Origin of the sequence: Shewanella sp. BJSY2023SW005 (assembly GCF_047314585.1) — a bacterium.
GTDB classification, from domain to species: domain Bacteria; phylum Pseudomonadota; class Gammaproteobacteria; order Enterobacterales; family Shewanellaceae; genus Shewanella; species Shewanella algae.
Map to the genome: position 1 here is coordinate 24,875 of NZ_JBKORJ010000019.1, position 24,298 is coordinate 49,172.

Genomic DNA, 24,298 nt, shown 5'->3' on the forward strand with positions numbered 1-24,298 from the left:
TAAGAAAGCCGGGAGGGCTCAGGCCCTCCCTTTATTCAGTCAATGATGAAACAGATGATGACCCAAACTGCCGATACTCTCAAAGACCTCTATCGGGCTTTGCCTTCCATGGATAGCCTGCTGGCCGAGCCGGCGCTGGCCCCACTGCTGAGCCGCTTTGGCAAGGCCGCCGTCAAACAGGCGCTGGATGGACAACTTCGGCTGGCAAGAGCCGGGATAGGCAGCGAGCAACGCCTGCCTGAGTGGTGTCACTCACACCAAACCCTGTATGGCATTTTGGTTGATCAGCTGTCCAGCGATTATCGCCACAGTTTAAGGCCGGTATGGAACCTCACCGGCACCCTGCTGCACACCAACCTGGGACGGGCGCAGCAATCCGAGGCGGCCATCGAGGCCGTCACTTCTGTGATGCGTTACCCAACTCCGCTGGAGTTTGAGTTGCAGGCCGGCAAGCGCGGCCACAGAGACAATGCCGTCAGCTCGCTTATTCACCGCCTCACCGGCGCCGATGCCTGCTGTGTGGTCAACAACAATGCCGCCGCTGTGCTGTTGATGCTGTCGGCGGTGGCGGCCGGTAAAGAGGTGATAGTTTCCCGTGGCGAGTTGGTGGAGATAGGCGGCGCCTTCCGGATCCCCGACATCATGCGTCAGGCTGGGGTTACCCTGGTGGAAGTGGGCAGCACCAACCGTACCCACCTCAGGGATTACGAGCAGGCGATAACCGAAAACACCGCTGCCATCATGAAGGTACACACCAGTAACTATCATATTCAGGGCTTTACCGCCTCGGTGGAAGAGTCGCGGCTGGCGACACTGTGCCGCGAGCACGATATTTCGCTGATCTCGGATCTCGGCAGCGGTTCGCTCACCGACTTGCGCCGCTTCGGGCTCAAGCAGGAGCCCACTCCCCAGGCGATGCTGGCCGATGGGGTCGACTTGGTGAGCTTCTCCGGCGACAAGCTGCTCGGTGGCCCTCAGTCGGGGCTGATTGTTGGCAAACAGTCGCTTATCAACAAGTTGCAAAGCCATCCGCTCAAACGGGCGCTGCGCTGCGACAAGCTGATTCTGGCGGCGCTGGAAGCCACACTGATCCATTATCTCAACCCGGAAACCCTGGATACTGAACTGCCTATGATGGCCAAGTTCGGCCGCAGCCAGCAGCAACTCAAACTGCTAGGCAGCCGTTTGCACCAGGCGTTGCAGCCCCTGTTTGCCCCCGGCTATCAACTGGAGCTGGTGGAGTGCCGCACCCAGGTGGGAAGTGGCTCACAGCCGGAGACCTTCCTGCCTTCGGTGGCTCTGGCGTTCAGTGCCAATCCGGGCGCTAGCCTGATTGAGCTTGAGCAACACTTCAAGCAGGCGGAGCGGCCGGTGATTGGCCGGATCAGCAATGAGCAACTACTGCTGGATCTGCGCGGGGTCGACGATGAAGCCGAGTTACTGGCCGAGCTGAGCACTCTGGGAGTGTCGCTGTGATCCTGGTAACCGCCGGCCATGTAGACCATGGCAAGACCAGCCTGATTCGGGCCCTGACCGGGCAAAATACCGACAGATTGCCGGAAGAGAAACGCCGCGGCATGACCATAGATCTGGGTTATGCCTTTATGCCGTTTGCCGACGGCCAGCGACTGGCCTTTATCGATGTGCCTGGCCATGAAAAGTTTATCAACAACATGCTGGTGGGCGTCAGTCATGCCAGACACGCGCTCTTGGTGCTGGCCTGTGACGACGGCGTGATGCCGCAGACCCGCGAACATCTGCAAATTTTAGCCATGTTGCCGCTTAATAGCCTGACGCTGGTGCTCACCAAGAGTGACCTGGTGGAGCGGGCCCGCATTGATGAAGTGGCTGCAGAGAGTGAGGCGCTGCTTTGTGAGTTTGCCCTCAAGGCCTCCGGTGTGTTTAGCGTTTCGGCCAGCAATGGCCAGGGGATCGATTCACTCAGAGAGCATATTCTGGCGTTGGCATCGAGCGAGCTACAGCTTGAGAAGGCTGGCGTCGCCGCAGACGCGCAGCAGGCCTTTCGCATGACCCTGGATCGCGCCTTCAGCGTCAAAGGCGCCGGTTGGGTGGTCACGGGTACAGTGATCAGTGGCAGTGCCAATGTCGGTGATAACCTCTACAGCTCGGGTCAGAAAGACAAGCTGAGGATCCGCGGCATTCACTGCCAGGGGCAGGAGTCGCAGACGGCGCTGCCGGGCACCCGGGTCGCCCTCAATCTCAGTGGCGTCGATAACCACAGAGCGCCGCAGCGCGGTGATTGGCTCAGCAACTTGCCGCAGCCGGACGCCTGTGGCCGCCCTGTGGTGCAGATCCGTGCCTTTGAGCCAGTGACTCACTGGCAGAGTGTACATTGCCACCACGGCGCCGATCATACTCTGGGACGCATATCCCAACTGACCGAGGCCGATGAGCGCGGCTACTGCCTGGCTGAACTGGTGCTGGATAAGCCACTGATGTTGTGCCAGGACGACCCCATAGTGCTGCGTCATGCCAGTGGCAAGCATACCCTGGGTGCCGGCAGAGTACTGGCACTCACAGTGCCCAATCGCAAGAAACGCACCGAAGAGCGGCTCGCTCTTCTTGGCCGTCTCGCCGACGCCGAGACTCCGGCCGCGGCTCTTACCCTTCTAGGCAGGCAGCAGGCCTTGGCCGTGCCTGACTTGGCCTGGCGCTGGCAGTTGACCGAAGCTGGTTTGAGTCGGGTCATCGAAGAATCCGGACTCAGCCGCCATGGCGGTTTCCTGTTGGCACCTGAACTGCTTGAGGCCGAGCAACAGCACTATCTGTCCTTGCTGGAGCAATACCATCAGCAGCACCCGGATCAATTGGGGCTGGGGCGCAACCGCCTGCTGCGCATGAGTCACAGCAAGTTCCCCTTGCCGCTGGCCAGTCTGATCCTGGAGCGCCTCTGTCGCGATCGCCGCATGGTGCTGCGCGGCGCCTTGCTGCAGTTACCGCAGCACAGAATGACCTTGGATCCCAAAGCCGAAGCCTGTTGGCGGCGTTTATCTCCTTGGCTGGAGCAGCAGGATACCCCTGTGTGGGTCACGGAAATGGCCGAATATCTTGAATTGGAGCCGGGTGAGCTGCGGCCGCTGTGTTTCCAGTTGGTGCAACAGGGGTTTATCACCGCAGTGGTGAAAGACAGATATCTGCTCAGCAGTAAGCTGTGCCACTACGCCGATCTTATTCGCGGTCATTTAGAGTTAAAGGGACAACTGGAAACCGCCGAGTTCAAGGCGATGGTAGGTCTTGGCCGCAAGGTGAGTATTCAACTGTTGGAGTTCTTCGATCGCAGCGGTTTTACTCGCAGGAAGTATCGCAGTAACAGTCGGGAGATCCGGGACGCTGAACTTTTCTGGTCCCATGAAGATTGGCGGAAGAACATAGGAGTCGAACCTACCCGGGACTGCTGGCAGCCCCACCCGGATTTGAAGTCCGGACGCCTCACCGGAGACGACGTTCTTCCATCGAAAGACAGAAGGATAATAGAAAATGAATGCAGTTGAAGCAACCCTGTTTTTATTTACTTTATGAGTTTGTGATATAGCTCTTATTTTATTTTAAAGTCTGTAAATTTTTATTATTTAGATAGGTTCAGAGGGTACTTATGGATTATTATTCGCATGACGTTGTCACCGAGAAACAAGTCACCCTTATGGAACAAGGGCAGGCTTCGGAATTAACTGACTACTTAGCGAACGAAGTGAGAATCGCCCTGGTATATAACGGCATTGCCCACACGGTAATGTTGGCCAGTCCGCAGGATCTCGAAGCCTTTGCAATCGGCTTTACCTTGTCGGAGCGCATAGTCAGAAACATAAATGAAATCAAGGGTATTGAACTTGAGTATACCGAAGAAGGTGTGCTGGTTCAGATTGAGATAACCCAAAGATGTTTCATGGAATTAAAGCAACAAAGACGCAATATGGCCGGTAGAACCGGTTGTGGACTTTGCGGTGTTGCCCAACTTGAAGAAGCGGTTAAACCTGTTATTCGAGTTGATGATGGTGCCAAGTTTAATATCAACAATTTAAAGGTTGCTTTGAATTTTGTTAAGGACAATCAACAGCATTTTAAATTAACTGGCGCCACCCATGCTGCCATGGGTTTAAATAAAGATGGGCATATTATTGATGCCTATGAAGATATTGGAAGACATATAGCACTGGATAAGTTAATCGGTGCCTTTTCACAGAAACATGCCGAGCGGCCAATCGCGGTTTTATTGACCAGTAGAGCCAGTTTCGAGATGGTGCAAAAGGCTGCCAGTGCCAATATTCAGATTCTTTTTGCCATGTCCGCCGTGACCTCACTGGCGTTGGAGTTGGCCGAGAAGAGCAACATCACGCTGGTGGGCTTTTGCCGCAACGGTCGTGCGACGCTCTACACCCATGGTCACAGACTGACGGGGTTGAGCCGCGATCGCCTGGCCAAAGCCATTTAGGGAAGCTGCGAATAAGGCCTCGAAGTACTCGGGCCTCTTCCCTGGCACAGCGCTTACTGTCTGCTCATCATCGTTGTTAAACACTGTTTATGACCGGTCGGAACCCAGTTCCAGCCGGTCTTTAGTGCTTTGATGATGGCTGACAGCCGGTCGTTTGCTGCACTCCAGCGATTTTATCGCCGTAAAGGCATACATAAGATGCGACAGGTCAGTTTCTGCGGGCTGCCTGTTCGCACCTGTAATGGTTGACGGACACGCCTGTGTCCGTTTAGACAAGGTCTCGTTCATTAGGGTAATGACATGACATGGCAACAATTTAAACAACAATATCTGGTCCGTTTCTGGGCTCCCATGCCGGCTGTTATCGCTGCCGGTATTCTCTCCACCTACTATTTTGGTCTTACCGGAACCTTCTGGGCCGTGACCGGCGAATTTACCCGCTGGGGTGGTCATTTACTGCAAATGCTTGGTGCCGAGCCGGAAAACTGGGGTTACTTCAAGGTGATAGGTCTGGCCGGTACGCCGCTGGATCGCATCGACGGCATGATGATTATCGGTATGTTCGGTGGCTGTATCGCTGCGGCGCTATGGGCCAACAACGTCAAGCTCAGAATGCCACAGAGCCGGGTGCGCATCATGCAGGCCCTGGTTGGTGGCATCATAGCCGGCTTCGGCGCTCGTTTGGCCATGGGGTGTAACCTGGCGGCCTTCTTTACCGGTATTCCGCAGTTCTCGCTGCATGCCTGGTTCTTCGCGCTGGCCACTGCTGCCGGTTCCTACTTTGGCGCCAAGTTCACCTTGCTGCCCATGTTCCGCATTCCGGTGGCGCTGAAGAAGGTCACCAAGGCCAGCTCGGTCAAGCAGGATGAAAACCAGGCCAGAAGGCGTTTTCGGATCGGTATGCTGGTGTTTATCGGCATAGTCGGTTGGGGACTCCTGACCTTGTTCAACGCACCCAAGCTGGGTATTGCCATGCTCTGTGGCGTCGGTTTCGGTCTGTTGATTGAAAGGGCACAGATCTGCTTTACCTCGGCATTTCGCGACATGTGGATCACCGGCCGTACCCATATGGCCAAGGCGATCATCATAGGTATGGCGGTAAGTGCCATAGGGATTTACAGCTATGTGCAACTAGGGGTTTCACCCAAGATCATGTGGGCCGGTCCCAACGCGGTTATCGGTGGCTTGCTGTTCGGTTTCGGTATAGTGCTGGCCGGTGGCTGCGAAACCGGTTGGATGTACCGCGCCGTGGAAGGGCAGGTGCACTTCTGGTGGGTTGGCCTGGGTAATGTTATCGGCTCCACCATTTTGGCCTACTACTGGGACGACTTTGCCGAACCACTGGCCACCAGTTGGGACAAGGTCAACCTGCTTTCCAGCTTGGGGGACAAGGGCGGCTTGCTGGCCACCTACCTGATGCTGGGCCTGGCGTTTGCCGCCATGCTCGCCTGGGAAAAACAATTCTTTGCCCGTAAAGCCAAACGGGATGCACAACTGACTGCGGAGGCCGCGTAATGAGCCAATATACTCCTGATTATCAATTGGATATGGTTGGTGAACCCTGTCCTTATCCCGCCGTTGCCACCCTGGAGGCCATGCCCCAGCTCAAGCCTGGCGAAATTCTGGAAGTGATCAGCGACTGCCCACAGTCGATCAACAATATTCCATTGGATGCCAAGAACCACGGTTACAAGGTGCTGGAGATAGAACAAAACGGCCCGACTATCCGTTATCTGATCCAGCGCTGAGGAGCCGGTTATGCTGACGATTCTCAGTGGTTTGGGCATAGGTCTGGCCATGGGGTTTGTGATGCAGCGGGGGCGTTTCTGCATGGCGGGTGGCATACGTGACACCTTCCTGCAGAAAGACTTCACCATGGTGATTGCCATATTGATCGCCATCAGTATCCAGAGCCTGGGGCTGTTTGCCTTTTATGAGCTGGGCTGGGTCAAGTTGCCGACGGGGCATTTCCCCTGGTTGGCAACTCTGATTGGTGGCGTGCTGTTTGGCCTGGGTATGGCGGCGGCAGGCAGTTGCTCCACCGGAGCCTATTACAGGGCGGCCGAAGGCTTGGCTGCCAGTGTGATGGCAGTGCTGGGCTTTATTGTTGCCAGTAAACTGGTGCGCACGGCCGAGCTCAAGAGCATGCTGGCCCCCATCAAACAGCAACAGTTGGCCGATCAGACCCTGTATCAAAGCCTGGGTGTTTCGCCCTGGTTGGTGAGTATCGCCCTGGCGCTGCTGACCTCCGTACTGGCGATGCGCTATCTCAAGCGGCGCAAGCGCCCTGTGGCCCTGATGACCCCGAGGCGTAGCGGCCTGGCACACCTGTTGTTTGAAGCCCGTTGGCACCCCTTCGTGAGTGCGCTGATCATCGGCGTGCTGGCTCTGCTGGCCTGGCCTGCGAGCCTGGAAAGCGGTCGGGTCGGTGGCGTTGGTATCAGTGGCCCCAGCGCTCAGCTGTGGGATCTGCTGACCACTGGCAACACCAAGTTCTTCGGCTGGCCGGGATACTTCCTCATCGGCTTGTTTGTCGGGGCCTTTATTGCCGCCCGTGGCAGTTCGGAACAGCGTTGGCGCTATCCGGGCCACAAGACGGTATTGTTTGGGCTTGTCGGCGGCCTGTTGATGGGCTTTGGCAGCGGCATTGCCGGCGGTTGCATGTTGGGCAATGCGCTTGTGGGTACCGCCTATCTGTCCTGGCAGGGCTGGCTGTTTATTCCGGCCATTCTGCTTGGCAGTTACTGCTTCAGTTACTTTACCCTGATCCGGCCCATGCGCCTGGCTCAGATCTGAGTTTTATCCAAGGAGTTGTATATGAAACATGTTCTCGATACTACCGGCAAACTTTGTCCTTTCCCTTTGATAGAGCTGCAGAAGCTGATAAAGGGCATAGAAAAAGGCGACGAAGTGGTACTGGACTATGACTGCGCCCAGGCGACAGAAAATATTCCTCGCTGGGCCGCCGAAGAGGGCCATGAGGTGACTCACTTTGCCCAGAAGGGTGATGCCGCCTGGACCATGACCATCAAGAAGGGCTAACGGTCGTAAAGGTAAAAAAGCGCTGCCGAGGCAGCGCTTTTTTCATCCAAACTGTAACGCTATCAGCGAGCCTGCATCTGGATGCTGACCCCTTCAGCATTGGCACCATCCAGCATCAGATAGTACCAACCTTCGCTTGGCGCCTGCAGCAGTAAACGTTCTGCGTTGCCTTGCTGGGTGGATGCCTGTTGATAACTGTTGGCTGTAGGCCAGCTAGTGCCACCATAGAGGCTGACATCGCCGCTGCCGTGGCCTGTGACAACTTCAATCTCCTGAGTACCTTCGGCAATATAGAAGTAGAAGTCTCCCCGGCCACTGGCGGTGCAGATGGCCGCGCCGGACTGTAACTCGCTGTAACTCTGTGGAGCCTTGGTGGCGCAGGCATTTTCGAGAACACCGGGCTGAGGTTCACCGGCCGTGGCCACTTTCAGGCTCAGGCTGACACCGGCATACTGGCTGTCACTCTCCACCGCCAGGTAACGCCAGCCGCGATTGGCCGTGACTGTTAGTGTCTCGCTGTTGCCTGCGGTCTTGGCGAACGCATCATAGTGAGCTGTGCCGGCCCAGGTATCGGCAGCATAGTAGAGATCGGCGTCACCACTGCCGCCGCCGAGGCTGAAGGTCAGGCGAGTGTTATCTTCCTCAACCCAGACATAAAAGCTGGAACGGCCACCACTGAGGCATTCATTCTTGCCGGCCTGCAACAGGCCATAGTCTGTGCTCGGAGCACCACAATCCACCGGCTCGCCGCCATCGCCATCACCGCCGCCTTGGGCCGGGTCCGGGTCGGCTTCGACTTCTGTGGTCGACAGCAATAGATCCACGCCGCCAAATTCACCGGCCAGAGTCAGGTAATGCCAGTAACTGTCTGGGTTGAGGCGCACCTTGATCACCTCGTGATTCCCATTGCCTATACCTAAGCCCTCGTTGTTTTCGGCGCTGGCCCAGCCTTGGGAGCTGAAATAGATATCGGCATCACCCCAGCCGTCACCCACCTTGATCCACAGCTCTTGGTCGGAACGCTGCTCATTGGCAAACACCAGGCTGGCGCGGCCGTTTTTCGAGTCGATACACTCGATTGGCACATCCAGCAGCGGCGTCATGCCTTCCTGATAACGATAGGATTCGTCGCTGACCGTGCAGGGGGCAAAGTCGCGGCTGATATTGCCGCCCGGGCCGCTCCAGTTACCTTCACGGCCGCTGGGGGCGGCGTCTATGTCGCTGGGGCCCTTATCCACTATGCCATTGTCCGCCGTGCTCAGGCCGCTTGTCAGCCAGCTGTACCATTCATTGTCATAACGACTGCCTATGCCATCTATCAGGGCTTGATACTCGCTGTAGTTATCGCTGCGCAGCAGACTGAGGATCTGGCGAACATCATCCATATGGCGCTCGAACATAAAGCGCACCGCCAGATAGCCCCAGCGATAGACTCTGTCCTGCCCGGAATCATAGGTGTTTTTGAATATTTGCGACAGGGCAAATGCCTTGGTTTCACCAAGTGCTATGGCTGCGGTGTTGGCATCCCGGTAGGAGATGTATTCCGCCAATCCTTCAACCCACCAGATGGTGTCGGCCGACATGCCGCGGGCAAAGTCGCCGTGGAGGTTGAAGCGGCCATCCAGGTAGTGCACATATTCATGCTGCAGGTTCCAGACATGGAAATCGGGGCGGCGCCACTCGGCTTCATAGGCGATAAAACGGGCCTGATTCTTGAGCCCGGCCGGCGAGCCTTCAAGATACATGCCGCCGTTGTCTGTATTGATGCCGAAGAAGCTGCCGGCGAATGACTGGTAGTCGCCGGAGGAGTTGAAGATCACCAGCTCAAGATCGTCGTTGTTATCCTCGCTCACCGGAGTATTGCCGGTTTCCAGCTTGCTGTGGAAGTAGGCTTCCTGGCCGCTGAGCACTTCGCAGATCCAGCTTGCCTGATCCTGATACAGATCCTGGGCGCGCATCTTCAGGGTATCCGAGCACTTCCAGTTGAAACTCAGGGTGTCCTGCTCCAGTTGGTATTTGAAGCCGCAAATGCCGTAGTAGTCGCACTGGCTGCGGTCATAGTAGTCGGCCATTTCTGCAGCGGCGAGCCAGATGGCGCGGCTGCTGTCCTCTTTACTGCTGCTGTCGATTACCGTCTTGACCAGAGTCGTGACCCTGGGCTTCATCGCCTCTATGTAGTAGAGGCGGGACATCTCACGTACCGCATTGACCAGCAGGTATTCGGCGTTGGTTCCCAGTAGTTGGCGCTGCTCAAGTTGAAACTGATTGAGGGCATCGAGAATGCTCTGATCCCGGGCGAACAGCGCTTGCATTTCGTCGTTCCACTGAGCCCGGAACAGGGTAGTAAACACAGCATTGGCGGCGGCATTCATGCCAAACAGCGCCTGCCAGTCGCTGTCGTATTCGTTGAGTACCTTGATGGTTACCCAGTTGAATTCGGCGCCCAGATTGGCCGAATCCACCAGGATCAATGCTTCTTTGAGAACCCCGGCATTGGCCTCGGAAACTGTCCAGCTCTTGGGATTGTTGAACAGACTATCCAGTGCGCCGCTTAACGCCGTGGTTACCGAGGCATCATAGGCGGGCACATCTTCCGGATGATAAAACTGCACATAGAGGGCGGCGCGGACAAAGTTTATTAAGGACTCCAGCCCTTGGGTGTCAGTTCCTGTGTAGCTTTCGGCGCGGCCGTCTATGGCATTGGCTACCGCCAGCACATTGGCCTGGCTGAAGCTGGCGGTGGCCTGACTGCCCACCAGGCTGTAAAAGGCACCGACACAAGCAGGCGTGGCGGCGCTTAATGCATCGACCAGTGCCTGACCATTGAGGCCTGTCAGCTCATCACAGCTGCTGTCGGCCTGCATCTGCAGATCGCCGGCCGCCGAGCGGCTCATCAGGTTGAGGCTTTCGACAGCTTGGCGTTTTTGGGGCGTTTTTTTGTCAACGGCATGTCCTTCAATTACCTGGTTCGCCACCGCCTGACTGCTAAAGGCCTGCGGCGGCGCCGGCAACGAAGCCTTTGTCTGCCTCTCCGCTTGAGAGTTGACCTCGCGCTTAAGCCGCGCGTGAGAGGCCAGTCTCGCCTGCTCGTTGGCTTGAGCGGGCAGTAAGGGATGACCGTGCAGCCTGGCGGCGGGATGAGGTGAGGAAGCTTGGGGGGAGGAGGGCTGTGCAAACGTCTGTTGGCTGAATGCCATGCCGGAAAGCAGGCCGATACTGGCGACCAGTGGGCTGATCTTCATTGGTTTTCTCCATTTTATTTGAGTCTGCTGTTGCAGATCTTTAGTGGTTAAAGTGACCTCCTGCGCCGTTTGCCGATACTGCCTGACTGTGCACAACACTTTATTCAGGGTAAATCAGTGTTTCATCATAGAAGTAAAAGAATAAAATATACAATATAAAATTGTCTATTTTTTATTCCAAAGGAAAACAGCGAGGATTTCCTTGGTCACCGCGAGCTAGGATAGATTTATAACGCAATGAAATTAATAGAATTTACATTTAAATTCGCCGAAGCTGAATTTTGCCTGGCGGCTTTGTTGTGCTTCTGGCAAAAGACAGAAGCCATTTGCTGCGAAGCACGCCTTGCATCCAGGCCTGAAAGCCGATGCAGTGCATAGATGGGACTTGTTCGCATCTTCCTTGGCGCGGGTATGAGCCTGAGACGGCTTCTGCTACTGTGTTGGCTACAGGTATCAGTCTCTGCCAGGCTTGGCCTCTGGATTAACGTCAGAGGCAAATCTTTCGGCAGTGGCTCAGTTATCAAGGAGCAGTGTATGAGACAGGTGACTTTCGACACACCCGGACAGCCCGAGGTGCTTTATCTGACGGATGTGGAGATCCCCAAACCCGGTCCGGGTCAGGTGTTGATTCGGGTGGCGGCGGCCGGGGTCAATGGCCCGGATCTGGCCCAGCGTAAAGGCAACTATCCGCCGCCGGCAGACGCTTCCCCCGTGCTGGGGTTGGAAGTGGCCGGCGAGATAGTGGCGCTGGGGCAGGGCGTAGCGCAATGGCAGACCGGGCAAGAGGTCTGTGCCCTGGTGCCGGGAGGCGGTTACAGTGAGTATGTGCTCACCTGGGCCGATCATTGTTTGCCTATTCCCAGGGGCTGGAGTCTGGAAGAAGCCGCTGCGATTCCCGAGACTTTCTTTACTGTGTGGGGCAATCTGTTTATGCGAGCCAGGTTGCAGAGAGGCGAGACAGTGCTCATCCACGGCGGCTCGGGGGGGATCGGCAGCAGCGCCATAGCGCTGGCCAAGGCCTTTGGCGCCAGGGTACTGGTGACTTCCGGCAGTCCTGAGAAATGCGCCTGGTGTCAGCAATTGGGGGCCGAACTCGCGATTGACTACCGCCGACAGGACTTTGTCGAGCCTGTGTTGGACTGGACCCTGGGCAAGGGTGTCGAGGTGGTGCTGGATATGGCAGGCGGAGACTTTGCCAACAAGAATCTCAAGGTACTCGCCTGTGATGGCCGCATGGTGTCCATTGCCATGCAAAGGGGGGCCAAGGCTGAAGTGGATATCTTTCGCCTGATGGCCAAACGTATTGTTTGGACCGGCTCGACTCTGAGGCCTCAAAGCGTAGCGGCCAAGGCGGCGATTGCTGCCGAGCTCAAGGCCAAGGTCTGGCCGTTATTGAATGAAGGTGCCCTGAAGCCACATATTTTTGCCAGTTTCCCGCTGCAAGAGTGCATTGCGGCACACCACTTGTTGGAATCCGGAAGTCACTCGGGCAAGGTCGTGCTGACACTGAAGTAAGTAGCTACTGACGCTCAACACCCTATGGCTGCTGAACACTCGCTCGGCAGCTTTTTCTCTGTCGCCGCTGTTTGGCTGTAACATGCAGCCTTAAGGCGTTTGCGTGCAAAATTCAACTTGCCCTGATGGAAATTTGGGCTAAAGTCCTTTGTGAGAGCACTCGAGGGTGCTGTCATGAAAAATTAATCGTTATTTAGTTGGAAAAATCACGGTTTGTAGCATTGATTCTCGGAAAGATTCTGTAAGAATACGCACTTGAAAACTCCACCTCCCAAAGGTGGAAACCTATTGTGGCAAAGTGAGCAGTAGTGCGCTTCTTTGGCCGAAAAACTTTAGGGAAGGCGCGAGCAAGTCCAGGCACTATGCGCAGCGACTTATTGGCAACTTCTCTGGTGTATGTGTTGATTTAAGGGTATTGGCATATATGTATAACACTGCAAAGAAACAAGTTTGGTATGGCGAGCTCAGAACCGCACGTGGCAATGCTATCGTCGTCCATGACAATCAGTTACCCGAGGCATCTCCTGGACGTATCTACCTGTTCAACTCTCAGCGTAATGCGATTATTGAATACGTGGAAGATATAGTTAAACCCAACCTGCATGATCTGGGTGAGGATGAAGCCAAGGCTGCCGAGCGTGAGTTCGGTAGTGCATTCAAAGCGGTCCGCAGCGAGTTTATGCAAAAGCAGCAGGCCAGAGTCAATCTGAACAACGTCAAAGACAGCGCTCCCGCGCGTAAGCCCAAGCCGGAACCTGAGGTCGAGGTCGAAGCCGATAACATGGGTGATGATTTCGATGACGATTGGGATGACAGCTTCGACGACTGATATCCCTATGCCCGGCCGTCCGACTTCAGTTCACTGAAGCGGTGGCCCGGGTATACCGGACAGTCGAACGTTGACATTTTAAGATGATGATTTATAAGTTGGAGAATAATGATATCAGATATTAACGAAGAATATTATGTACTGATATGTGGCTCTGGAAAGGTGCCTTCCCCTTATGTTTCCTGCAGTAAAAGTCATTATTTAACTTTTAGACAACCGACTTGTCTTAAAATGCCGATCCAAGTTGAATCTGGGGCAGATGATAATGAGGTTATTCCGCTGATCGAAGCAATGACTGCATTAAGTGATCCATTACTGTCAAACCGGATAAGTAAAGTACTGGAATACTTTGATCTTTATCAGGTTCAGTTACTCCCTGCTTTATATACCCACAATGATGGAAATGTACATTCATATTCAATTTTAGTCGTAGATAATAATATTGATGCTTATGACTTTGATAATGGAAAATACACTGGGATTTTAGAGGATGGTGAAGTAAGAAATCCAAGGAATTGCCGACTGGACTATAATAAGTTATCTAAAATACCTCTTGAAAAGAGATGTATTTTCCAAATTCCAGGGATGATGGATTATTTGGTGCATAAGTCAATCGCAGAGCCATTAATCGCCTTGAACGCCAGTGGTTTGCATTTGGTTCCTGTGCTGGAATGGGATCTTAGCTTTGGTATGACAATTTAATAGCTGGATTAAAGATGAATCATTGTCAGATTTTCATCACAGCAAATACTGGCAGAAATTAAACTATACAACCCAAGCCAATATGGGGTGAATGATGTAGATTCAACCCGCTCTTCCTTTATTGACAATAAAATTTTAAATTGAATTGTAATGTCAATGAAATACGACAATCAATATCCGGTGATAGACGATTATTCTTTATCGAAGCTATCGACTATGATGGCGCCCATAGAGGCCGGCATGGCGATCAGCAGGGTGCGCTTCAGCGCCAGTAAGGGATCGCTCAATAATGGCCATTTATCCAGGGCCAGTAAGACGACACTCACCACCAGCAGGGTCAGGGCATAAGCCAGCAGGATCCGCAGCCAGAACACCCACACCCTGGCCTTGATATTGGCCTGAAACACACTCTGATAAGCAAACAGGGCGATAAAGCTCAGGCTCAATACCACCACCAGCACCAGATTCACCATCGGCAGATTGGCCGCCAGCATCCAGGCCTCCTCGGAAAAAGAGATGGGCACGGACAAGGCAAAGGCGCCTATGCTGATCTGGCCGAGATCCTCGGCGTTGAAATAGAGTTTGGTCATGCCTGGGTATCGAACTCGTAGCGGCTCAAATGGTGATAGACTTGTCCGGGTGTTATCCAGGGATCGCCGTGCAGCTGTGGCTGATTGGCGCCGTCCGGCAGCATTTGCGGCTCAAGACAGACACCCTGCCAGGCCTTCATCGCCTGGCCCTTACGACCCTTGACGCCTTCGAGCCCGGCGCCGGTGTAAAGCTGCACTCCGGGTTGATTGGTATACAGTGTCAGGCCGCGACCCGATAGCGGCGCGCTCAAACGGCCCACACGCCAGAGCTCATCTTTCTGTTGCCGGCTGATAAAGCAGTGATCCAACCCTTGGCCGCCGGCGAGTTCCGGCTGCCCCAGCAGCGTCTTGAGTACCTTGCCCTGACTGAGATCCAATATGCCGCCTTGGGTATCGACTATGCCGCAGGGAATGCCTTCAGAGTCGGTTGCCAGGGTTTTGTTGCTATCGAGTTGCAACTGGTGCTCAGCGATATCCGCCCGGCCATCGAGGTTGAAATAGCTGTGCTGGGTCAGGCTCACAGGGCAGTCTTGGCTGCTTGAGGCCATAAACTCAACAAACAGGTTGTTGCCCGCCAGACGATAGTCCAGCTGTACCCGGCATTCACCGGGAAAGCCCATGTCGCCATCCGGGCTTATCAGGCTAAGGCGCACCCCGTCAGGCAGTGTGCCCAGTTGCCACAGGCGCCGATGAAAGCCTTCGCGGCCGCCGTGCAGGCAGTGGCCGTTGAAGTTCTTATCCAGAGAAAAAGTCTTGCCGCGGCAGTTGATTTGACCTTGCTTGATGCGATTGGCGTAACGTCCCACAGCGGCGCCCAAACAGGCGTCCTGGGCCAGATAATCGGCTGCAGAGTCACAGCCAAGCACGATATTGGTTCGTTCACCGTGGCGATCCGGCGCCCACAGTGAGCGAATAATGCCACCGAGACTGAGCACTTCCAGTGCCAGAATGCCGTTGTCGATTCTGATTCTTTCTATCTGGCCGCCGCGGGGATCTTCCCAACTGTCGAGTGCGCTGAAACGTATCATCTGCTAGTTCCTTTTGGCTTAAGGGCTACAACTCAGTCCAGGCGGCTGGCTCCGTCGCTGGGGCTGCATAGGTACACACTGGCCTCCAGCTCGGTTTTAGCCGGATATTGCTGCTCAACGGCGGCTATCACCTTGTCGGTCAACTCATGTTCCACCAGGGCGATGACGCAGCCGCCAAAGCCCTTGCCTGTCATCCGTACTCCGCCGCGTTCGCCGACGACTTCGGCTATCAGCTCCACCAGGGTATCTATCGCCGGATGGCTGATTTCAAAGTCATCGCGCATCGAGCGGTGTGATTCGGCCATCAGTTTGCTGAGCCTGGCGATATCTCCCTGCTCCAGGGCGCGGCAGGCGCTCTGGGTGCGTTGGTTTTCACTGATCACATGGCGGGCACGGCGAAAGGCAACCGGGTCCAGTTCATCTTCGGCGCTTTGCAGCGCCCTGAGTGACAAGTGGCGCAGGGTATCCAATCCGAAATGACCGGCCACCTGCTCGCATTGCAAGCGGCGTTCGCCAAACTCTGTGCTGTGGGCGATGGAGGGCAAGCCGGAATTGATGATCAGCAGGCTGAGATCGTCTGGGAAGGGCACGCTCTCGCAGTCCAGATCCAGGCAATCGATCAACAGTGCCGCACCGGCCTCGGCCATGGCACAGGTGATCTGATCCATTATGCCGCAGCCATAGCCGACATAGTGGTTTTCACCCCGCTGCGCCAGTTGTGCAATCGCCAGCGGCGACAAGTGCAGTTGACTGGTGTCATTGATGGCGGTGCCGAAGGCGATTTCCAGCGAGGCCGATGAGGCCAATCCGGCGTTGGCCGGCACATTGCCGATCACCGCCAGGTCCAGGCCGCGAGCCGGCAGGCCACTCTGGGCCATGGCCGAGGTAAAGCCCTTGAGATAACTGACCCAGCCCTCATCCTCGCTCATGCTGCCTTCATCGCCATAGTGCCATTCAAAAATGCCGGGAAAGGCAGCCGATACGGCGCGAAACTTGTCATCGTCACGGCGTTTGACCGCGATTATGGTGTGAAAGTTGATTGCCGCCGGCAGCACCAGACCTTCGTTATAGTCTGTGTGTTCCCCGATAAGGTTGACCCGCCCGGGGGCCTGATACAGGGCATCCGGCTTGGTGCCGAAGGTTTTGACAAAGAGTTTGGTAACGCTGGGGGCAGGATTCGACATGCTCTTATGGATTCCGCAAAAAAACGCTCGAACAGCAACATAAATGACTGCTTTTCTGTTGTTATATCATTTCTGTCACTGAGGTGTAAGTGAGATTTTTATTCGGGTTGCGCCCAAGGGCAGATTAAGGAGATATCTATGGGAACAAGAGAAAAGCCTCACTCGCCGTTAGCTGACTGAGTGAGGCTAAATGATGCCGAAAAATATCAGGATACCGCTTCCTTGGCGGGCGATTCATTGACGGTTTCGGCCGCCAGCAGTTCACAGACCACATGCTCAACGAAACCGGCACCGGCGGCCTCGTAGAGGTTATAAACGCTGTGAACGCCGGATTCGCGCAGGGCCACGGCATCATCACCATACTGCACTATGGCGCTGATCTTGCCTTGGTAATCCAGTTTCTTGAGCTGCTCAACCGCAAACATGTTACCCGCGTGGTACGGCATCGCCAGCAGCACAAGTTCCAGCGCCGGAGCCCGGTCGAGTTTTTCCCAGAAGTCGGTATCCGAGGCATCGCCCTGTACCACATTACGCCCTTGTTCACGGTGGAAGTCCACCAACTCCTGTTTGTGTTCTATGCCGAGGATCTCACCATCAAACCTGGCCTTGAGTTCATCGTAGGCGCCTGAGCCTATGCGCCCCATACCCAGAATAAGGAAGCGAGGGTTGCCCACGGGGATCTGCCTGTCTTCCGGATGCAGTGGGTGCTTCTCGAGCTTGACCAGCTTCTGCTGATACTTCTGGTAGATGCTGCCCACCATGGCGTTGAGCGGCGCCGCTAGCACGAAACTCAGGCTCAGGGCCACGGCAATGATCACCAGCCATTGGGCGGGCAGCCAGCCTTTGCTGGTGGCTACGGCAGCCACAATCAGACCGAACTCGCTGAAGTTACCCAGGTTGAATGAGCCCAGCATTGAGGTCCGAGAGCGCAGTTTGAAGCGGGTAAGGATATAGACAAACAGCAGAATTTTCAGCGGCACCAGAGTCACCAGCAGCACCGCCAGCATAATATCTGTCATGCTCGGCAGGCCGTTGAGGCCTATGGTGAGGAAGAAGGCCACCAGAAACAGTTCTTTAAAGTAGAACAGCGACTTGGCCAGCTCAGATGCCTTCTTGTGCCCGGCCAGCAGTATGCCGATGATCAGCGCGCCGAGATCCGGTTTCAGTCCCACGGACTCAAACAGCCAGGCGCCGACCACCAAAGCCATTACCAGGCCGAAGAGCACCAGGAGTTCACCGTGGCCGACCTTGTCAAAGGCCCTGTATATCAGCGGCTTGGCCAGAGGCAGCAACAGCAGCGCCAAGGCCCATATCGACGGAAACTCGCCCTTGGAAATAGTCAGGAATAATACGGCAAAGATATCCTGCATGATCAGAATACCTATGGCAACCCGGCCGTAGAGAGATTGCATATCGCCTTTGTCTTCCAGCACCTTGACCGCAAACACAGTACTGGAAAAGCTCAGGGCAAAGGCCAGCAGGGTCAGCTGTTCGACCGTGAGATTGGTCAATTGCACCAGGCCAATCAAGCCCAGCAGCTTGAGAATGGGGACAAAGATTACCATGGACAACATCAGGTGCAGGCTGGAGCCTGCCCAGACTTCGGCCTTGAACAGGCTGCGGATATCCAGCTTGAGACCTATGGCAAACAGCAGCAGGGTCACACCCAGACTGGCCAATTGGTTGAGCAGCGGCAGGCTTTCATTTTCTATGCCCATGGTATAGAGCACAAAGCCGGCGGCCAGGTAGCCGATAAGCGGTGGTAAATTGATACGGTTGACCAGCATACCGCAGGCCAAGGTAATAACGAGAATTGCAGGTTCCATTTTGCTCTTTCAGGAAGGAGGCTAGCTGTTTAAAGAGTATTCTATAAGAAGAGCATTAAATTTAAATAAAAAAGCGAACTTATCTGCTGATAAATTCGCTTTTTCAGAAATGTCGGCGTGTTGAATGCTAGTTTTTGAGCAAAATATCCAGGTGGGCGGCAAACTCTTTCGGGCCCATGAAACCTGTCACTCTCAGCTCATTCTTCAACTGGCCCTGTTCATCGATAAACAACAGTGTCGGCAGCCCCAGCACATCGTAGGCCTCCAGCAGAGCGACATCGGTTTCATCCATGGCGGTCACATCGGCTTGCAGCAGCACCATCTGTTCCATCCGCTGTTTAACCTCGGCATTCTTGAAGGTGATCTGCTCAAACTCCTTACAGGCCACACACCAATCGGCGTAGAGATCCAGCATCACCGGCTTGCCGGCCGCCTCGGCATCCGCCAGTTCGGCCTTGAAGTCCTCAAGCGACTTGATGCGCTTAAAGGCATGATGCTCGGCTTGCTGTTGCCCCATGAAGTGGTAACCTATGGCGCTCATTACCGCCTGGAGGCCATAGGAAAAGCTCGACAGCAGCAGCAGGGTCAGGATCACGCTGCGCACCGTCTGTTTCCAGTTGAACTGGCTCAGCTTGTTCTGGTGCATCAGGTAGCCGACAAAGACGATGGCCCACACAGACCACATAAGATCCGACACCAATCCAGGCCAGATGCGGCCCAGCATTATGATGGACACGGCCACCAGCAGGAAACCGAACACATGCTTGATGATGTTCATCCAGGTGCCGGCGCGCGGCAGCAACTTACCGCCCGAGGTGCCTATCAGCAGCAGTGGTAGTCCCATCCCCATGCTGAGGATGTAGAGGGTCAAAAAGCCCTGCAGCAGATCGCCGGTTTGCGCCACGTACACGAGTACTGCCGATAAAGGCGCCGTGGTACAGGGCGAGGCCACCAGGCCCGAAAGCACACCCATGACGACCACGCCCAGCAGATTGCCACCCTTTTGCTTATTGGAGAGACTGTTCATCCTTTGCTGCCAACTGGCGGGCAGGCGCAACTCATAGAGGCCAAACATAGACAGACTGAGTACCACGAACAGCACGGCTATGGTGATAAGCACAGCCGGGTGTTGCAGCGCCGCCTGATACTTGAGGCCGGCCGAAGCCACCACCAACCCCAGCAGCGAATAGGTAATAGCCATACCCTGCACATAAGCCATCGACAGGGTAAAGGCCTTGCCGGTGGAGACTTTCTGCCCCTGACCGACAATGATCCCCGATAGAATGGGATACATGGGGAACACGCAGGGAGTCAGCGCTAGACCTATCCCCAACACGAAGAAGGTCAGATAGTTGAGCAGGGTGCTGTCACCGGAGAGCAGTTTATCCAACAGGTTATCCTGTTGGGTCACCGCCTGGCCCTTGGGAGCCGCCTGGGCATCTGCGCCCTTGTCGGCATCGGGCAGTATGCCATCATTGACCGCCACAGGTTTAAGCAGGGCGTCACGGGTGGTGGGCGGGAAGCAGAGCTTGCCCTCGGCGCAGCCCATAAAGGTTACGGACAACTTGGCGGCTTCACCCGCCTCCTTAATGGCAACTGGAATCTCGATAAAGGAGTAGTACACCTGCTGCTCACCGAAATACTCATCTGTGTGACCCTTGCCCTGGGGCAGGGCTATCTCGCCCAGTTCACCGCCATCTATGCTGAACTTGAGTTTGTCGCGGTACATGTAGTAGCCGTCGGCTATTACCCAACTGAGCTTGACCTTGTTGCCTTGCTGACTGAAGTCGAAGGCGAAGGCCTGATCCACGGGCATCAGCTCAGGTTCACTCTTGAGAAAATCGAATTGCTTGTTGCCAAAGATCCCATCGGCCTGAACCAGCGGGCTGAGAAGCAACAGGCTGCCTAGCAGCAGGGTAAGTATTTTCTTCATAGCTTAGTGTTGTCTTTTATCCAATCCAGATAGGCGGGCAGCCCATGGCTGATGGGCACAGCAATAATTTCAGGTACTTCATAGGGATGCAGTTCGAGTATTCTCTGCTCCAGCCTGGGGTAAGCGCTGGCCAGACACTTGAGCTGCAGGCTGACTTCAGTCTCCTGGCAGAGTTCGCCCTGCCAGACATAAAACGAATCCACAGTCTGGCTCACCTGAGCACAGGCCACCAGCGACTCGCGCACCAAGGTTGCGGCCAGGCTCTTGGCACTGTCTGTATCCGGGCAACTGCAAAAAACCAGCAGCGCTTGTTGAGATTTTATGTCCATAATGAGCGGGTTAAATTAAACCTGACTTAAGCCAAGGGGATTAAAATCGAGCGTCTACTTTACGTGTTTTGCCGCAAGCTTGCATTAAGGCTTTACTGAAACAGTGAGCTCAGGCGTCAAACCCGGGGCTGGCTGCGGACTTGAAATCAGACCGGGTTATCCCCATTTAGTTTTCAATTAAGGTAAAAAATGAGGCCTACATGCCATTTCTGATAATGTTTATCATCTTTGTGCTGATCCCTGTCGTCGAACTCTCGGTGCTTATCCGGGTCGGCGAAGTTCTGGGCAGCTGGAACACAGTGGCATTGGTGATCCTCACCGCGGTGGTCGGTGTTTCTCTGGTTCGCAGCCAGGGCTTGAGTACCCTGATGTCGGTACAGAAAAAGTTGGCCGCCGGTGAAGCGCCGGGGCAAGAGATAGTCGAGGGCATGATGCTGGCCATGGCTGGTATTCTGCTGCTTATTCCAGGGTTTGTTACCGACCTTATCGGCCTTATCCTGCTGACTCCAATCACCCGGGCACCGCTGGCGCGTTATTTCTATCAGCGGATGCAGCTCAAGGTGGTTGCCGGTGCTCAGTTCAGAGCCGGTACCAACCCCTTTGAGCCGCCACATCAAAGAAGCCAGGGCGGTGATGTATTCGAAGGTGAATTTGAGCGCAAGGCCGACCCTTCCGATAAGCGTCCTGAGAGCCATCAGCTGGGTGGGGAGAGCCCTCAGCTGGAAGAAGATAGCCCTCAGCGAGGTGAAAATGGCCATCAGCTGGAAGAAGATAGCCCTCAGCGAAGTGAAAACGGCCCTCAGTCGCAGGATACGGAAAACCAAGACGATGATCGGCCCGGTAGCCGGTGATCAGCATAAACACTGATAAAAAAGACCTTCCGCTCGGAAGGTCTTTTTTATTCTCATAGCCGGCAAACAGCCTGTTGCCTCAAGAAGTGAAAAGGCCGGCAGCGTATTCTCAACTATCGTCAGCCAAATCTGCGCCCTTGGTTCGCATCCAGTCGGCCAGTGAATCCAAGGTAGGTTTCAAAGACTTCCCCAATGGGGTTATTCGATACTCCACACGCGGCGGCACTTCGGCATAAACCTTGCGCTGCACCAGCTTGCGACGTTCAAACAGGCGTAATTGTCGCGTCAGTTCCTTCTGCGTAATGGGGGCTACGGCCCGCTGCAATTCACTGAAGCGTACCGGAGAGTCGATCACTATCAAACGATAGAGAATGGGGATGGCCCATTTACCCGAAATGAGATTGACAAAGCTCACCATAGGACAGGGTTCAGAGCTATCCAACTCATAGGAGGGCGCGGCCGTTAAACTTGTTTTCTGAGAGCTCTCTGCGGCGGACATAGCTATCCAAATGCCTCTTTAGTATCAAAAAGGTGCCTACTATACAATGGATACTATTGTAAATAAAATGCGCCCTCCAACAGCGTAGAGGGAAGTATGCATGAAACGACTGCAAGATAAGTTTGCCTTGGTTACCGGGGGTACCAGTGGTATAGGCCTGGAAACCGCACGACAGTTTCTTGCCGAGGGGGCCAAGGTTGCCATCACTGGGCGCGACATCAATGCCCTCAACCGGGTTCGGGAAGAGTTGGGGGGTAACACCTTGGCCATTTGCTGTGATGCCGGCGATATAAACTCACAACGGGAATTGGCACAAACGCTCAGCCGCCAGTGGCCGCGTTTGGACGTCTTGTATGCCAATGCCGGAGACGTTACTCATCTGCCATTGGCGGATTGGGACGAAACCGCCTGGGATAGATTGATGTCGGTGAATCTCAAAGGGCCGTTTTTTCTTATCCAATCACTCTTGCCCCTATTGGCAAACCCGGCCTCTGTCATCCTCTGTGGTTCAACCAGCGCGCATATCGGCCTGGTGCAAAGCAGTGCCTATGCCGCCAGTAAAGCGGCGCTGCTGTCGCTGGCGCGAACCCTGTCGGCAGAGCTGCTTGAGTCTGGCATCAGAGTCAACTGTTTAAGCCCCGGGCCGACAGAGACTGCGGCTTTGGGTAAGTTGGGGCTGGCTGCTGAAGAGCAAAAGGCACTGCAGCAGGAGATTCGGCAATTGGTGCCCATAGGCCGTATGGGAACGCCCTGGGAAATCGCCAAGGCGGCCGTGTTCCTCGCATCCGACGAGTCGCGCTTTGTCATCGGCACCGAATTACTGGTCGATGGTGGCGTTGCCAATCTCTAAGGAAGGTGCGAGCCAGTCCCATGTGTGCTCTACGTCGGCAGAGGCTAGGCCGAAAGGGCTTCGACAGGGGGCTTGGGTTGAATCAGCTTGCCTATCTTGGGCTCTTGCTGCTCGGCAAAGCGCTGTTGAATGTCGAGCAATTCAGCTTCGCAGGCACAAAAGGCTGCCACCAACTGTGGGTCGAACTGGCCTCCGGCCTCCTTCTTGAGGTAGGAAAAGGCTTCCTGATTGCTCCAGGCGCTCTTGTAAGGCCGCTCAGAGGTCAGGGCGTCGAACACATCGGCAATGGCGGCTATACGGGCGCTGAGGGGAATGGCATTGCCCTGCAAACCCTCAGGGTAGCCACTGCCATCCCAGCGTTCGTGGTGGCTGCGGGCCACTTCCGCCGCCAGTTGCAGCAAAGGTGAGGCATCATCGCCGAGAATATCGGCGCCTATCTTGGTATGCCCCTGCATGATGCGGTACTCCTCCGGCGTCAGCTTGCCCGGCTTCAAGAGAATATGATCCGGAATACCTATCTTGCCGATATCGTGCATGGGCGCGGCATTGAACAACAGCTCAACCCAGGATTCAGAGGCGCCCAACTGCCGGGCCAATACCCGGCAATAGTGGCTCATGCGCTGCACATGCAGGCCGGTTTCGTTGTCACGATATTCGGCGGCGCGCCCCAGGCGGTTAATGATCTTATGACGGGTCTGTTCCAGCTCCCGGGTGCGCAGCTTCACCAGTTGTTGCAGTTGCCTGGCCTGATTGGCCAATGCCAGCTGGTTGGCGATACGTACCTTGAGGATAGCCGGACTGATGGGCTTGGAGATGTAATCCACGGCCCCCAACTCAAAGCCGGTTTGCTCGTCGATCACTTCATTCTTGGTGCTGATGAAGATCACCGGGATCTGCGCCGATCTGGGGTGCTGTTTCAGGCGGCGACAGGTTTCAAAACCATCTATGCCGGGCATCATCACATCCAGCAGGATAAGATCGGGCTCCAGCCCCTGATCCAGCATGGCCAGGGCCTTTTCACCGGATGTGGCGGCGCGCAGACTATAATCCTTGGCCAGTACTGCATGGATAAGTTGCAGATTGTCGGCGGTATCGTCCACGGCCAGAATGCAGGCCTTGTCGAAAGTTTGCATATATCTCCTCAGTGCCCAATGGGGCGGTCGAGTTAGTGTCTGAAACTTCCTGTCACCACCTTGTTATATTGAATATCCTGTCACATCCTATTTACTTTTTATGCCATATTCATCTGAAAGGCGCTGAGATTTTGGCACTTTTCAGCAGTTAATGTTGTATCAGTTTGTTTCTTTGGGGCGATCTACTTCACTAAAGCCAAATTATCTTTGGCATCCATCGCGGCTTTCGCGCAAGATATGCGCCTTTTTTAGGCAGCTGACGCCCGAATTGAGGCAGTGTCAGCAATCTGACACC

Annotated in this window: 20 protein-coding genes, 1 tRNA gene and 1 pseudogene; 12 read left to right on the top strand and 10 right to left on the bottom strand. The window is 55.0% G+C overall.

Features of this window, described 5'->3' with window-relative positions; translation table 11 throughout:
- The first annotated feature begins 54 nt into the window (after positions 1-54).
- A complete protein-coding gene (selA, locus tag ACMHXI_RS04035; RefSeq protein ID WP_342180323.1) occupies positions 55-1,476 on the top strand; it encodes an L-seryl-tRNA(Sec) selenium transferase in 1,422 nt (473 codons plus the stop codon).
- Positions 1,473-3,308 (top strand): annotated as a pseudogene (selB, locus tag ACMHXI_RS04040) (selenocysteine-specific translation elongation factor); the annotation flags it as partial. The gene selA and the pseudogene selB, both read left to right, overlap by 4 nt.
- Before the next feature lie 69 nt (positions 3,309-3,377).
- Here the strand turns inward: selB and ACMHXI_RS04045 are convergent.
- Positions 3,378-3,472 (bottom strand) — tRNA-Sec (locus ACMHXI_RS04045).
- A 141-nt stretch (positions 3,473-3,613) separates the two neighbouring features.
- On the opposite strand from ACMHXI_RS04045, the gene fdhD reads away from it, so the two are divergent.
- From fdhD to ACMHXI_RS04070, 5 genes are all read left to right on the top strand, one after another.
- On the top strand, positions 3,614-4,450 hold the full coding sequence (gene fdhD, locus ACMHXI_RS04050) for a formate dehydrogenase accessory sulfurtransferase FdhD (protein ID WP_025887984.1): 837 nt from the start codon (positions 3,614-3,616) through the stop codon (positions 4,448-4,450).
- Positions 4,451-4,750: 300 nt separating this feature from the next.
- Complete coding sequence (gene yedE / locus ACMHXI_RS04055; RefSeq protein ID WP_028780618.1) at positions 4,751-5,965, top strand: selenium metabolism membrane protein YedE/FdhT; 1,215 nt, start codon at positions 4,751-4,753, stop codon at positions 5,963-5,965.
- Positions 5,965-6,198: a sulfurtransferase-like selenium metabolism protein YedF gene (gene yedF / locus ACMHXI_RS04060; protein WP_025010175.1), complete on the top strand. Its 234-nt coding sequence runs from the start codon at positions 5,965-5,967 to the stop codon at positions 6,196-6,198. Before yedE ends, yedF begins: the two co-directional genes overlap by 1 nt.
- 10 nt (positions 6,199-6,208) lie before the next feature.
- On the top strand, positions 6,209-7,246 hold the full coding sequence (locus ACMHXI_RS04065; RefSeq protein ID WP_107005164.1) for a YeeE/YedE family protein: 1,038 nt from the start codon (positions 6,209-6,211) through the stop codon (positions 7,244-7,246).
- Positions 7,247-7,267: 21 nt separating this feature from the next.
- Complete coding sequence (locus tag ACMHXI_RS04070; RefSeq protein ID WP_025010173.1) at positions 7,268-7,492, top strand: sulfurtransferase TusA family protein; 225 nt, start codon at positions 7,268-7,270, stop codon at positions 7,490-7,492.
- Positions 7,493-7,554: 62 nt separating this feature from the next.
- Here ACMHXI_RS04070 and ACMHXI_RS04075 read toward each other — a convergent pair whose 3' ends face one another.
- The gene (locus tag ACMHXI_RS04075) at positions 7,555-10,689 is read right to left on the bottom strand and encodes a M9 family metallopeptidase (protein ID WP_107005275.1); all 3,135 of its coding nucleotides are present in this window, start codon (positions 10,687-10,689) and stop codon (positions 7,555-7,557) included.
- Between the two features lie 579 nt (positions 10,690-11,268).
- Here ACMHXI_RS04075 and ACMHXI_RS04080 point away from each other — a divergent pair.
- The 3 genes from ACMHXI_RS04080 to ACMHXI_RS04090 all read left to right on the top strand — a co-directional run bounded on the left by ACMHXI_RS04080 (position 11,269) and on the right by ACMHXI_RS04090 (position 13,780).
- Positions 11,269-12,249 (top strand): NAD(P)H-quinone oxidoreductase, encoded by a 981-nt coding sequence (locus tag ACMHXI_RS04080; protein WP_107005163.1) that lies wholly within the window; start codon positions 11,269-11,271, stop codon positions 12,247-12,249.
- A 424-nt stretch (positions 12,250-12,673) separates the two neighbouring features.
- Positions 12,674-13,078: a hypothetical protein gene (locus ACMHXI_RS04085; RefSeq protein ID WP_025010165.1), complete on the top strand. Its 405-nt coding sequence runs from the start codon at positions 12,674-12,676 to the stop codon at positions 13,076-13,078.
- 108 nt (positions 13,079-13,186) lie between these two features.
- Positions 13,187-13,780 (top strand): hypothetical protein, encoded by a 594-nt coding sequence (locus ACMHXI_RS04090; protein ID WP_107005162.1) that lies wholly within the window; start codon positions 13,187-13,189, stop codon positions 13,778-13,780.
- A gap of 191 nt (positions 13,781-13,971) precedes the next feature.
- Here ACMHXI_RS04090 and ACMHXI_RS04095 read toward each other — a convergent pair whose 3' ends face one another.
- The 6 genes from ACMHXI_RS04095 to cutA all read right to left on the bottom strand — a co-directional run bounded on the left by ACMHXI_RS04095 (position 13,972) and on the right by cutA (position 20,670).
- On the bottom strand, positions 13,972-14,370 hold the full coding sequence (locus tag ACMHXI_RS04095) for a DUF2391 family protein (protein ID WP_025010163.1): 399 nt from the start codon (positions 14,368-14,370) through the stop codon (positions 13,972-13,974).
- Positions 14,367-15,398, bottom strand: a complete 1,032-nt coding sequence (locus ACMHXI_RS04100; protein ID WP_107005161.1) for an aldose epimerase family protein — start codon at positions 15,396-15,398, stop codon at positions 14,367-14,369. Before ACMHXI_RS04100 ends, ACMHXI_RS04095 begins: the two co-directional genes overlap by 4 nt.
- 32 nt (positions 15,399-15,430) lie before the next feature.
- Positions 15,431-16,582, bottom strand: a complete 1,152-nt coding sequence (galK, locus tag ACMHXI_RS04105; protein ID WP_062793691.1) for a galactokinase — start codon at positions 16,580-16,582, stop codon at positions 15,431-15,433.
- A gap of 206 nt (positions 16,583-16,788) precedes the next feature.
- Positions 16,789-18,408: a cation:proton antiporter family protein gene (locus ACMHXI_RS04110; protein ID WP_062793692.1), complete on the bottom strand. Its 1,620-nt coding sequence runs from the start codon at positions 18,406-18,408 to the stop codon at positions 16,789-16,791.
- A 127-nt stretch (positions 18,409-18,535) separates the two neighbouring features.
- Positions 18,536-20,341, bottom strand: a complete 1,806-nt coding sequence (locus ACMHXI_RS04115; protein ID WP_208185110.1) for a protein-disulfide reductase DsbD — start codon at positions 20,339-20,341, stop codon at positions 18,536-18,538.
- Entirely contained in the window at positions 20,338-20,670 is a 333-nt protein-coding gene (cutA, locus tag ACMHXI_RS04120; RefSeq protein ID WP_037475009.1) for a divalent-cation tolerance protein CutA, read from the bottom strand. The genes ACMHXI_RS04115 and cutA overlap by 4 nt, the downstream gene beginning before the upstream one ends.
- Positions 20,671-20,870: 200 nt before the next feature.
- Here cutA and ACMHXI_RS04125 point away from each other — a divergent pair, with 200 nt between their 5' ends.
- On the top strand, positions 20,871-21,521 hold the full coding sequence (locus tag ACMHXI_RS04125; protein ID WP_208185109.1) for an FxsA family protein: 651 nt from the start codon (positions 20,871-20,873) through the stop codon (positions 21,519-21,521).
- A 109-nt stretch (positions 21,522-21,630) separates the two neighbouring features.
- On the opposite strand, the gene ACMHXI_RS04130 is transcribed toward ACMHXI_RS04125, so the two are convergent.
- Positions 21,631-22,020 (bottom strand): winged helix-turn-helix transcriptional regulator, encoded by a 390-nt coding sequence (locus ACMHXI_RS04130; RefSeq protein WP_025010160.1) that lies wholly within the window; start codon positions 22,018-22,020, stop codon positions 21,631-21,633.
- Between the two features lie 100 nt (positions 22,021-22,120).
- On the opposite strand from ACMHXI_RS04130, the gene ACMHXI_RS04135 reads away from it, so the two are divergent.
- Positions 22,121-22,870, top strand: coding sequence for an SDR family oxidoreductase (locus ACMHXI_RS04135; RefSeq protein WP_071238714.1), 750 nt, complete (start codon positions 22,121-22,123; stop codon positions 22,868-22,870).
- A gap of 44 nt (positions 22,871-22,914) precedes the next feature.
- Here ACMHXI_RS04135 and ACMHXI_RS04140 read toward each other — a convergent pair whose 3' ends face one another.
- Complete coding sequence (locus tag ACMHXI_RS04140) at positions 22,915-24,003, bottom strand: two-component system response regulator (RefSeq protein WP_208185108.1); 1,089 nt, start codon at positions 24,001-24,003, stop codon at positions 22,915-22,917.
- Positions 24,004-24,298: the final 295 nt, after the last annotated feature.